This window comes from Bradyrhizobium sp. WSM1743, from assembly GCF_000473065.1.
In the GTDB taxonomy this organism is placed as follows: domain Bacteria; phylum Pseudomonadota; class Alphaproteobacteria; order Rhizobiales; family Xanthobacteraceae; genus Bradyrhizobium.
Map to the genome: position 1 here is coordinate 96,453 of NZ_AXAZ01000002.1, position 11,557 is coordinate 108,009.

The 11,557-nt window shown below is 58.9% G+C and carries 7 protein-coding genes and 1 pseudogene; 3 read left to right on the top strand and 5 right to left on the bottom strand.

Annotated features, from left to right (window positions below; genetic code table 11):
* Positions 1 to 210 precede the first annotated feature (210 nt).
* The 3 genes and pseudogenes from YU9_RS40745 to YU9_RS45355 form a co-directional block, all read left to right on the top strand.
* Positions 211 to 2,343: a hypothetical protein gene (locus tag YU9_RS40745; RefSeq protein ID WP_245266285.1), complete on the top strand. Its 2,133-nt coding sequence runs from the start codon at positions 211 to 213 to the stop codon at positions 2,341 to 2,343.
* Positions 2,344 to 2,836: 493 nt separating this feature from the next.
* Positions 2,837 to 3,010: an IS66 family insertion sequence element accessory protein TnpB gene (gene tnpB / locus YU9_RS45350; RefSeq protein ID WP_084298886.1), complete on the top strand. Its 174-nt coding sequence runs from the start codon at positions 2,837 to 2,839 to the stop codon at positions 3,008 to 3,010.
* 218 nt (positions 3,011 to 3,228) lie between these two features.
* A pseudogene (locus YU9_RS45355) lies at positions 3,229 to 3,459 on the top strand (IS66 family transposase); the annotation flags it as partial.
* A 3,643-nt stretch (positions 3,460 to 7,102) separates the two neighbouring features.
* On the opposite strand, the gene YU9_RS0102685 reads toward YU9_RS45355, so the two are convergent.
* From YU9_RS0102685 to YU9_RS0102700, 5 genes are all read right to left on the bottom strand, one after another.
* On the bottom strand, positions 7,103 to 8,635 hold the full coding sequence (locus YU9_RS0102685) for a S10 family peptidase (RefSeq protein ID WP_084298887.1): 1,533 nt from the start codon (positions 8,633 to 8,635) through the stop codon (positions 7,103 to 7,105).
* Positions 8,636 to 8,963: 328 nt separating this feature from the next.
* Positions 8,964 to 9,245, bottom strand: coding sequence for a hypothetical protein (locus YU9_RS47350; RefSeq protein WP_156951639.1), 282 nt, complete (start codon positions 9,243 to 9,245; stop codon positions 8,964 to 8,966).
* Between the two features lie 168 nt (positions 9,246 to 9,413).
* Positions 9,414 to 10,451 (bottom strand): EscU/YscU/HrcU family type III secretion system export apparatus switch protein, encoded by a 1,038-nt coding sequence (locus YU9_RS0102690; protein ID WP_027571373.1) that lies wholly within the window; start codon positions 10,449 to 10,451, stop codon positions 9,414 to 9,416.
* Positions 10,448 to 11,269, bottom strand: a complete 822-nt coding sequence (gene sctT, locus YU9_RS0102695; RefSeq protein WP_027571374.1) for a type III secretion system export apparatus subunit SctT — start codon at positions 11,267 to 11,269, stop codon at positions 10,448 to 10,450. The genes YU9_RS0102690 and sctT overlap by 4 nt, the downstream gene beginning before the upstream one ends.
* Positions 11,270 to 11,279: 10 nt before the next feature.
* Positions 11,280 to 11,555, bottom strand: a complete 276-nt coding sequence (locus YU9_RS0102700; protein WP_027571375.1) for an EscS/YscS/HrcS family type III secretion system export apparatus protein — start codon at positions 11,553 to 11,555, stop codon at positions 11,280 to 11,282.
* Positions 11,556 to 11,557: the final 2 nt, after the last annotated feature.

Here is an 11,557-nt window from a genome sequence, read left to right on the forward strand (position 1 = left end):
AGAGAACGTCGGTAGAGTAGCACACAACGCATTGCTTTCAGTTGAAGACGTATTTTTCATCGGCGCTTTCTTTGGCCGCCACGAGCGATGCTGCAGCCTTGGAGAAGGCACATGCCGGCCATCATTCACCTTTTGCGATCGACCACGTCAGGTTTTGGAAAGCTAACGTGAGTAGCGAAATAACGAGAGAGCGATGCCAGCGGACTGACCATGGACCGATTCAACACGATCAACCCAGCCGACACAGGGTCCGTTGCGTCAGTTGCCACCGTGGAACAGCCACAAGCGGCATTTGAGCAGCACCTGCTAAACGCGCCAGGGGGCGGCCCCATCTATCCCCACAGAGAGCTTTATGGTGTCACTGAGGAGGACGATCGCCTTATCCAGGCAGCGTCTGGCGCTGCTCTCGAGCGAGGGCCACCGCCGAGTTCCACGACCATCAGTATTTATGATCGTCGGCTGCGCAAATTGGCTGACGCGCTGAAGCAGTCTGGCAAATCAATTTCTGGCCTCGATGACGATACGTTGGTTAGTTACGCCAGGAAGCTGCTGCCAAACGACAGAGTCATCGCCGCTGCATTGTCGATGGTCACTCGGTACCGCGAGCCTGATGCCAACGCTCGCCCCATCTCATCGCATTATCGTGCTTCCAGGGACGATGAGCGCCTCATCAGGGAGGCCGTCGCGGCAGGTTTCGGTCGACGGCTCCGTGCGAATACGGCCGACAGCTATGCGAGCGGTCTGCGGAAGTTGGCGGCAGCACTCCGCCCCTTGTCCATTGCCAAGCTCAGTGACAATACACTGCTTGGCTACGCCGACCGGTTGTTTCCGGATGACAAGATGGTCTTCGCCGCCTTGAACGGGCTCCGCGACTATCGCGCGATTGCCCGGCAGAACAATTTGGGCGGAGGAAGCTCGCGCCAAGTCATCCAGCCGCCCGCCCCCTCGCCCATGCGCTCGGCCGATGAGCAGCCGATGGGGAACGTTTCAGATGGGCGCGGCTCATTGCCGTCCGGGTTCAATACTCCGCAGGTCAGGCATGCAATCGGGTTTCCGGCCCATCCTCCTATACAAAATGTCGCCCAGAAAGCGCTTTTCGATGCGGCGGCTCGCGAGGGTCTCCTGCCGGCGACGACTTTCGATGCGCCGGTGCCGTGGCCAACGATGAGTTCAACTATCCACTCGCCGGTGCAAAGTGTCGCTCAGGAAGCGTTTTTCGACGCTGCGGATCGCGAGGGCTTCCCGTCGGCAACGACCTTCGATGCACCGGTGCGCTGGGCAACGATGACTTGGACCACCCACTCGCCGGTGCAAAGTGTCGCTCAGGAAGCGCTTTTCGATGCCGCGGATCGCGAGGGCCTCCTAGCAGCGATGACCTTCGATGCACCGTTGCCCTGGCCAACGATGAGTTTGAACATCCACTCGCCGGTGCAGAGTGTCGCTCAGGAAGCGCTTTTCGATGCCGCGGATCGCGAGGGCCTCCAGCCGCCGACGACGTTCGATACACCGGTGCCCTGGCCAACGATGAGTTCAATCGCCCACTCGCCGGCGCAAACGTTCGCTCAGGAAGCGCTGTTCGATGCCGCGACTTGGCAGCCGAGCTCGCGGCAGCCGAATTCCGCCTCTGAAGACCACTTTGGACGGATGATGAAAGAAGGCGCTGCGGCCCAGACCACGCTTGAGCAGACGTTCTCCGCAGCCAGCGACATCTTTGATGCGTCTTTGGCCATTCCAGAGGATTTCTCCCACGGCACCCAGGCCGCGCCGGATATGATGCGCACCAAGCTTGGCCGCTGGGGCCTCTTGCCGGATGCAGCACAGCGGGTAAAGACCTACGACATTCGCGGTGAACGCTATACGGCCGTGTTGGGACCGGGAGGGCCCAATGATGTTCAGCTCATCCATCTGCGGTCTCCCGCTGTCGGCGATACGTTTGATGTTTCGTTCGCCGTTCCCAAGGATTTTTCCCATCGCACCCAGCTGGCCCCCGACATGATGCTGTCCACCTTGGGCGAGTGGGACTTCTTGCCTGTTGCGGAACATCCAGTTATGAATTACGAGATTGGCGGCGAACGCTATACGGCCATCTTGGGACCGGAAGGCCCCAACGACGTTCAACTCATTCATCACCCTAGGTCCACGCCGGGTGTGCTTGCGCCAGGGTTTGATTCGCCGGCACCTTTCGAATGGCGTGAGCACGTTCCTTCGGCGCTGGCGCAAAATTTTGCCCTGCCGTCTGCCGCGCCGGCATCAAGCCGTCAGGCCCCCCGCAAGTGCCTGAACTGGGAGAGTTGTTCGCCGACGACTGGACGCACGGCTCCCAAGAGGCTTCGCCTGTCGTGATCGATATACTGCAGAGCCTAGGTCTTCTGCCGAGTCGGGATGTCCCAATGACCGTTTTTTTTATCCACGGTCAGCCCTACACGGCCGAAAGCCTACCGGGAGGCCGCGTTCTTCTCTTTCATCGGCCGCAATTTGGCTGAACGGGGCTCGTCGGCACCTAGCGTCTGGGCACAGAGATTTTGACTCTTTTGTGCTTTCGGCACTCTGTAAGATATCTTGGGATAGAGCACGGCCTAATTTGGCGCGCGCCTTCTCGGTCGTGAACATCCGATCGATCCGTGCGCGCTCGGCGTTGCGATGTTTTCCCATGGAGCGGTCTCTCTGACGAGACGGGCATAACTGTCGATGCGGCAGTCGAGACATTGTCGGGCGAGCACGCCGATCTCGACCGCGAACATATTGAGCAAACTGGTATGCTTCGAGGCGTAATCGGAACTCCAAACCTCTCAGCAGCCTGCGAGCCTGCTCAGCCGGGAACGCCTGATCCCCCGGTGTGAAGGTGTTCCTCGCCAGCCATCCGGTCGACTTCCGCAAGGGCATCGATGGCCTTGTTGCGCTTGTCCGCGATGCGGGCTCAGATCCGTTCGATGGGGCGCTTTATGTGTTCAAAAGAGCCGAGCGAATCAAGATCGTATGGTCGGATGGCTCCGGCGTGTGCCTCATTTGAAACGCCTCGAAAGGCGAAGTTCTGCTGGCCGCGGATCGGACAACATCGGGTAGCTCACCTCCGCGCAGTTGATGCCGCTGGTGGATGGGACGGACTGGAAGCGGGTCCGGGCTGTGCCGGTCAGGCGCCGGAGATTGTTGGGTAAAAGCGCTGCGGCGAAGTGAATCAGCGGCCTGAAAGGACGAGAGAGCCGGAGCAAATGTGCTCTGGTCGGGTCAATGACGCCGCCCGATCTCGACCTCCCGAATGATGTAGAGATGCTCAAGGCTATGGTGCTTGCCATGGCTGAGAAGGCGACCCGTGTCGAAGCGCTGGAGATCGAGGTCGACGATCTCAAGGCCCGCAACGCCGATGCCGATGCGCGCATCGCGCGGCTGACACAGATCCTGAAGGCCTTTGACCGCGCCCGGTTCGGCCGACGATCGAAGAAGCTCGGCCCTGCGAGCATAGCTTGCCGCTTACGACTCGGCTCCTGGAAAGGCGTTGCTCTGGCGTGCTGTCACTGCCGAGCCTGCGAAAGTGCTGTCCCTGCCACGCGCCGCTGACTCCCGCAGAGCCAGCCTCAAAGTAGCGGAAGAAGTTGACCGGGAGGTCATGCTGGTAGAACGGGCATAGCTACTAGAACTGGGATCAGCCCGTAATTTGGAAGCAGTGCGGGCGCGGTCCGGGCCCTACCGGCCGGGGGGCTGAGTTGAAGAAAGGTTCCTGCCGCATCCGCACTGCTGATGAGGCTGACGAGAAACATGACTCGGCGCCGACCGTTCTGGTGCGCTAGCACTGTCCCTGCCACATCCCGCCAACCTCAACAGCTCTGTATCCGGGCGAGCTTACTGAAAGCTGACAGACCCGCGCGGCAATTCACAAATGGAAGGGGCCCCAGGGCAGCGTGCCACTAGACGTCAGGACGTTCAGGTCCAGACAAAAGGCCGTTCGGCGCCGCTTACGATCAGCGGCAGCTACAGCGGCGCGACGGACCGGAGAGCGGTCAGCTAATCCACTGCAAGCTTTATGACTGATCGCCGGTTATGACATCCGGCTTCGTGCGGGTCTTCGAGGAGGAGAGTTTACCACGTGGATCGCGCATCAGGCGCGTCCGGACCAAATACGTCCCACCGCTTACAAAGTAGCGGTCTAGCTGGCAGGCATTCCTCGTGAACATGACCATGTTACCGAGCCGTCTCTCGATCCAAGAGCGCGTTATTCTCCGCAAAATGATAGATACAGCAGTTCTATTGCAAAGTGGGCGGACAGTATTTGCTTGTGTAGGGCGGTGAGAATTGCTGCTCCGCCGTGCGTTTCCTCCCAGCAGGCTGATGAGAAGTTCTGTGCGTCAAGTTCAGCAAAATTGATCATGGGGTCCGGCCGAGCCATCCCCTCGGAGCCGCCGTCGCTCGCTTGCCCAAAAGCGTAGCGCTGGCTAGGCATGATCGAGCCGATCGGAATCGAGACATGGTTGTGCCGGTGGTCGCGCTGCGCGCAGCATTGCCGACCCACCGAGACCTACATGAAGCTGTGCTCTACATGATGGGACGGGAGGCGATGATACCCCGCAAACCTCGAAGTGATCGAGCGCGCTTTACCAAACTGCGAGCGGGGCAAGCCATGAGGCGTTCCATGTCGCTTCATGGGCCCATCTCTCCAGTAAACCCCTCTTCGTCTTCCAGATCAAAAGTAAGAGCGGCTGCCGAGGATATCGGTAGTCAGCTTCTCGTCAGCTAGCGCAGCTATGCCATTGCTGCCCGAAGTGCACAGACATCCCGCGGGTAGCAGATGTCGTTCCATGGAGCGCTTTGCGGAACGCACACGGCGCGTGTACCCAATGTCCTGGCGAGAGCCACGCGCCGTGTGCCTCTATGTTCAGCTCACCTTCGCCCCAAATTACGGCCCCCGCTTTTGACCCGTCCTGTGCGTGCCCCCGGACGGGTCACTTGCAGCTAGCTTCCCGCAATCAGCTCGTATAGCGCCGGCCCGAGCAGCTGGAGGCCCTAGCTAATCTTGAGATGTCCATAGCACAAGCGCTCAACCGACAGCGGCCCCTCGCGCCACATTAATAGGCTGGGCGCCTCCCGGTCTCGTGATCGGCAAGACAGTCTCCCGCCAGCGTCTCCAGATTGTCAGTTTGCGTCCGGCCTTGCTGGTGCTGGTATGTTGCTTGTTAGTTTCGCTGAATGGGTAGGGCTGCAGAGATTCGATCGAAGCGGCGAGAAGGTCGTGTGGTCACCTGCCGAGTGTCAAGTCCCTCCTTCCTGCAGTTGAACAAGTGGGCGGCATCATCTTAAACCGACTGCACAACATTAATGTCAGGTTGCGCCGCAATGATAAGGGTCTCTTGTGCGGATCATTTCGCTGCTCTGCGGCCGGCTCAACTTGTCGCCGTCCATGGTCGTTCGTTCGAGTGGCTGGACATTCGCACGAACAAGATCGCCCAGTTACGCGATCCGGTAACGCACGAACGAGTATGGGTCCCGTTGGCTGCCATTACTGTTCCAACCCGGCCGCAATGGGCTCCGACGCATCCTGCGGTCAGAGATGCTGCTCGCCCACTTTGCACTTATTTCCGGCGCTTTATTAGTCGAGAGAATGTTCGTGCCAAAGTGGACCATGGCGAAACAGCATGATTGCGGGTCTGGTGACGGCTCTCAGCATCAGACGTGCAAACTTTGGCGAAGAGACGGTTCGTATGCTTTGCGCAGATCGGGCGAGCCGCCTCAATGTCTGCCCGCGGACATAAGCCCTCCTCATCGAACGCGGCCATGTCAGTACCAGGCAGCGAATCATCACCTCTCTCCCATTGAGCGGTCCTGCATAGGCTTCCTTCAAAACACGTGTTGGTGAGAACCACCACTCCAGTTATCGCATGTTCTTAGCGCTCATTGATGTTCTTGTGTCCTCACGGCTCTCAGGCCACCACTGCAGCGATGCGCCATTGTCGGGCTAGGGCAACGCGACTGGACACCGCGATGCTGCGCCCGCGACCTACGGAAAATCGCAACTTGGGGATCGCGCGAGAGCTTTCGTGCATCGTCATGCGTCAAGAGCTCAATCGAGCGAGAACGTTCCTATCGGGCCTTCGTCGAACTTAACGCTCAGGGTCAAGTGTATCCGCCCCCGCTCCTGCCATTGGGGAAAGAATGCAGGTCCGAGTTGCGTAGTTGCACGAGTAATTCTCGTAAAGATTTCTTTGGCCGCTGGCGTTGAGAAGCCCCTGATCGGAACGATTTGCAAGTTTCTTGGCGCTGGTAATTCTTGCCTTGCCGGGTCCGAGATCCACGCGTTGAGTCATGTGTGTTTCGCTCTGTCTTGGAAAACTATGGTCAGCGGAGCAGCATATCCGAAGAAATCGTAGCGAAGACCTCCCCAAAATGGGTGGGGATCTATCCGCCGTTGATGATGTAAGTTGGCCGGGTTTAACTTTGATCATGGTCGCGAGAGGCTCAAATTGAGCATTGCCTAAAGCGGAACTCTTTTCTCGAAGGTGGAAAGTGCCGGCTTTTAGCTCCATTTGGAACGGGCGACCCGAAGGCGGAATGGAGCCGGATGGAAGGGGAGGAGATTACAGTTAGCCTCGGGGTCTCGGTAGGCGCAAGCGGGCCGCGACCTGGACGTTCATGACAATGTTCTGCGGAATTGATGAAGGAGTTCGGCACCGACGCGGCAAAAGCCTTTTCTGGCCACGATAGATGAAGCCAGGTCTGCAGGAGATCTAGCGGTTGCGCCGCCGTGAGCTCCCTAAGTTAAAGGCACCGAGATACTCCAAAAGCCGCCCAGGCGCTGCCGCGCCTGGGTTGTATCATGTATAGCCGGAAGCTAAATCGACTGCGGGCTGCAGCGCACATCCGGCAACGAAGCTGCCGCTACAGTATCAGCTCGCCACAGGTGGCTCATTGCGGATTGCTGGTGTTTTCCGCGAGGCGGCCATGATGCGCAACTGCCGCCGCGCGCCTCCATCTCTCCAGAAGCAGACGATTTCGGTGTCATAGCACGAGCTGCGCCGGCGCTCGGCGCATCCGAACCCATTAATGGACACTAAGACGGAAATGCGCATTGGCCGGCTCTCACCTAGCGCCGGACCTTACGCCCAATCCATCGCCGCTACTTCATCATCGCTTCGACCTCTGCACGAAAAGCTTGGCGCGAGGTGTCTCGTGAATAGAACATGTGGCCGCCCGGATAGACTATAAGTTTGACGCGCGGTGCCGAGGCAAATGGCGGCAATTGATCGAGCACGATCTGTGATCCGAGATAAGGCGTGACGAGGTCAAACAGGCCGTGCCCGACCAGCAGCTTCAACTTTCGGTCCGTTGCAAGGATCTGGCGCAGCTGCGAAACCGACTCCGGAGGGCTGCGGCCGAAGTCCCAAGCCCGCCCGACCGAGCCGTTGACCAGCTCGTAGGAGCCGTCCGGCCGCCAGTTAAGCTTGCGCGTAAGGAGATCGACAGTGGCGCTGGTCAGAGGTGCTAGCAGCGTATCGCTCGAGGCATCGCCGGAAACGTGGAAACCGGAGTCCGGATACGGATCGAGGCCACGCACCGAGGCATCATAATTGCCGATTAGCTTGCCGTTCTTACGATCGAACTCACGGCGGAACTCGGCGAGTTCGACGCGGCCCGCGAGCCTACGACTGACCGCTTGGTCGATGCCGGTCAGCGCCGCGACCTTGTCGGCCAGACGCGTGGTCGCTTCCTTGTCTTGCTGGCCTTTCATAAGATCGACCAGAAACTCGCCGCGTGCATAAGCCTCCACGTCAGCGAGATCGGCTCGCTTGACCGGCTCCTTAGCTTCACGGAAGGTCGCGGCATAGCTTGGCAGCGCCGCGACGTATCCCAACAGGCCCGCACGGACGCTGGAGTCGAACACTGGCGAGATCATGATGAGACCCTTAACGCCTATGCCCTGCCGCATCTGCAACTGGTGGGCAATCTTTGGGCCGCGAATGCCACCATAGCTCTCGCCCGCGACGTACTTCGGCGACAATAGTCGATCATGCTTTTCGAGCCAGCGGCGGATCACCAGTGCGAGCGCATTGGCGTCGCCATCAACGGAATAGAGCCGCTTGTGTACATCATCGCCGGCACCCACGAATCGGCTATAGCCGGTACCTACGGGGTCGAGAAACACTAGATCAGTGAAATCGAGCCAAGTTTCCGCGTTTGGACTCGCCTCCGGAAAGCTCGATGGCGTGACCTCGTCCGCATTGATCGGTAACCGCCACGGTCCGGCATTGCCGAGCTGCAGCCAGGCTGATGATGAGCCCGGTCCGCCGTTGAAGAAGAATGTTACCGGACGGGTGCCGCGATCAGTGCCGTCGAGCTGATAGGACGTATAGGCGATATCGGCCTGCGGCTCGCCTTTGTCGTCGAACAGACGGATCGAGCCGGCGGTCGCGAGGAAAGAGAGTGTCCTGCCAGGAAGCTCAAGCGTTTGTCTGGTGCTGGAGTCCGGCGGCAGCCGATGCTGCTCGGCCGCCGACGGCATACTAGGAGTTTGGCCGGCGCCGGCCTTCTGGCCGGCCGGCGTCATGACTTGGACAGGCAGCGCCGAATCGTCGGCCCTCGCGTTGCCTATTCCCCCACAGGCAAACAGGATGGCTGCAATAAAGGTACGGCCCAGCGCGGTCAATCGCATCGAGTTTCCCCTGTCCCGGCGCGCCCCCTGTGCGCGAGGCCCATCTGTCAAAGCGGCTCTAACCACTAGCTCAGGGCCGGGAGACAACAAACCTACCAAATCCAGTAGCCGTCACAATCGCCGGATGCCCTGCGAACGGTTGCGCGAGTTATCTAGCCAATGACATGGCCCTCCAAGCTACAGCAAACCCACCTACTGAGGCCGCAATGTATAAAGTCTGCATCGTAACCGCTTCCCAACTTGGACCACCCAGCCGCTTCCTGTCTTGTGGGATATTTGGGTTCGAGACTAACCTTCGAACCCTGGGGCTGCCGAGAAAGTGTTGGGTCTATTCAAGAGCCATGATTAAAGCCGTTGAAATGGCTCGAGCCAGAACTCGCGGTTTTCTGGATGGCTCACGATTGCGCGGCCCTTTGATACAAACGTCACTGCAAAGACCGTGATCTGGAGCTAACGCTTCTATTTGCTGCGCCTTTTCAAGCAACTCAGAGACGGAACATTGTTCGGTGCCGCGTTCCACAGCTACAACGATCCAAAACAGTTTTTCGCGCCAAATCTTCAGTGATGCATTTGAACAAGCCGCAGGCAGACTAACATCGATGATCGCCATGAATGACACAACTTCATCAATACTCAGTAACGGCTCGGCGATTGCATAAGCCAGGATTGCATCTCATGAGTATCCAGCAAGCGGTATGGGCCCGCGGCTGGATCTGTTTAATCGCAAGAATTACCTCCATCGAGCGCACGTTGCGGATCGCAGCGTCAGGATAATGATCTAGACCAGCCCAGCGGCATAGAGTGCCTTTGCGACCGGCTCGAAATATTGCGAGGGAACGGGGTTGCCGAGCCTTGTTTTGCCGAGCAGCTGACGCGCCAGGACATCGTCATCCACAATGTTGAGGCGCAGCGCGCGCGCCTCACCAAGCAACTGTGAAGCAGCTTCGCCCTCGCCACGGCAGACCAAGACCGGCACGCCGGTCTCGCCGCGAACATAGCGCAGCCCAACCAACGTTGCCGATCCCCGCACGATCAGCGTGGCCCGACTGATGCCGAGCGGAGCCTCGTTGGCCGACTCTTGCCGCAGCCGCCGGTGCTCACGCTTCACCTTCGGATTGCCTTGCTGTTCCTTGTTCTCCCGCTTGGCCTCCGTTTCCGTCATCCGCATGTCCTGCATAAACAACCAGCGTTGGATTAGTAGGTCAGCCAATCCGCCGACCAGAAAAGCTCCCGCGGCAATCCCAGTCAGCACTTTGACCTCGGTGAAGACGAAGCCAAAACAGCCCATGCCGCAAACTGGCAGGTACACGAGGGTCTTCCAGCTCGCGGTTACGATGAGAAAGAAGGTCGCACCAAGCAAAACCACTTTAGCCAGCGTCTTGCCAAGCTCGATGGCTGAACGTTTAGAGCCGATGCGCTTCAAGCCTTTGATGGGGTCCAATTTTTCGAGCTTCGGCTTGAGCGGCTCCGAAGCAAACATAAAGCCGCCATTGGCCAGGACATTGGCCAGAAGAGCTGCTGTCACGGCAGCGGCGAGCAGCGGCGCGACAGTTACAATCGAAAGTTCTAGCAAGCCGCTGAGCGCTTGTGGCACCGCGCTTGTGAACGGCTGCTCCTGCAGCTTATCGACCAGTTGGACTGTTTCTTTCCACTTGTCCTCGATCGCACCCGCTCGCCACCACAGGCAGCCGAAACCGGCACAGGCGCTGATGCCGCTCACCAGATCCGAGCTGCGCGCGCCCTGTCCCTTCTTGCGGGCATCGCGCAGCTTCTTGGGCGTCGCAGGAAGCTTTTTCTCCTCACTCGTAGAGCTCATTTCAACAGCTTCTTCAGATACTCGAGCATATTGTTCGAGGTCAGGATTTCAGCTCCGGCGTATTCAAGCAGATAGACGGCGTAGCTCACCATGATGACGCCGAATGCAACATTCTTAATCATTGGGGAGAGATCGTTCAGCTTGAGCTGAGATGCAAAACGGCCGAGCATCATGACCGAGATATCGACCAGCAGCAGCAGGATCAGCGCCGGCCCGGCGACTAACAAGGTCGTCATCATGATACGATCGAGAAGGGCCAGACATTCCATTGCCCCTTGCGCTGTCACGGCAGGCAGAAACTGATAGACAGGCCATACTAGGTAGCTGCCATAAAGGCCGCTGACCATGGTCTGCAGCCCGCCGACCAGAACGAAGATCGTAACTGCCGTAACACCGAGAAAAAGCCCGGTCCCGGACGCTTGGCTGTGCGTCGCCGGATCCTCCCCCGCAACTTGGCTTGAAATTCCTCGTTGGGTATCGATGATGTCGCCGACCGCCTGTATGCTCCATAGTGGAATACTGAGCAGGATGCCGAGCATAAGACCGACGAACACCTCCTTCAGGCCAAGCATGGTAACGCTGACCAGGCGCGTGTTTGGGTCAAGGTCCTGCAGACCTAGTTTGATGTGAGCAAGGCACGGCAGGCCGATCGCAATCGTCAGGCTTCCCCGAACCAGGCCGCTGATACGCGCTCGGGTGAAGACGGGAAGCACCAGCATGATGCCGAGGGCGCGGGCCGCACTCAGGCCCATTGCGGCGACGAGCTCGATCGTGCCCTGAACGAGAGCTTGCGCCTCTGCCGGTGATAGGCCAGCCATCCAAGCTCTGCTAATATCTTGCGGTGAGTGCTGGAAACTGGCTGAAAATGTGCTCGGCCTGGTCGATCAGTGGAGCGCTGAGCACGGGAGAAAACACGGCGAGCACGGCGACGACGACCAGAAGCTTGACCGTCAGTGGCAGGGTCTGATCCTGAAGCTGAGTTGCCGCCTGGATGAGGCCAATGATCAGTCCGGAGATGAGAGCTGCCAGCAGCGGCGGCAGAACCCAGATCATGAAGAGGACGAGCGATTGACTCAGGTGCGTAAGGATGCTGGCTTCGTTCATGA

What these genes read in the sequence shown, in the direction of transcription:
- YU9_RS0102685 (WP_084298887.1), bottom strand. Translation starts at nt 8,635, where the DNA reads ATGCGATTGACCGCGCTGGGCCGTACCTTTATTGCAGCCATCCTGTTT.
- YU9_RS47350 (WP_156951639.1), bottom strand. Translation starts at nt 9,245, where the DNA reads ATGGCGATCATCGATGTTAGTCTGCCTGCGGCTTGTTCAAATGCATCA.
- YU9_RS0102690 (WP_027571373.1), bottom strand. Translation starts at nt 10,451, where the DNA reads ATGAGCTCTACGAGTGAGGAGAAAAAGCTTCCTGCGACGCCCAAGAAG.
- YU9_RS0102700 (WP_027571375.1), bottom strand. Translation starts at nt 11,555, where the DNA reads ATGAACGAAGCCAGCATCCTTACGCACCTGAGTCAATCGCTCGTCCTC.
- sctT (WP_027571374.1), bottom strand. Translation starts at nt 11,269, where the DNA reads ATGGCTGGCCTATCACCGGCAGAGGCGCAAGCTCTCGTTCAGGGCACG.
- YU9_RS40745 (WP_245266285.1), top strand. Translation starts at nt 211, where the DNA reads ATGGACCGATTCAACACGATCAACCCAGCCGACACAGGGTCCGTTGCG.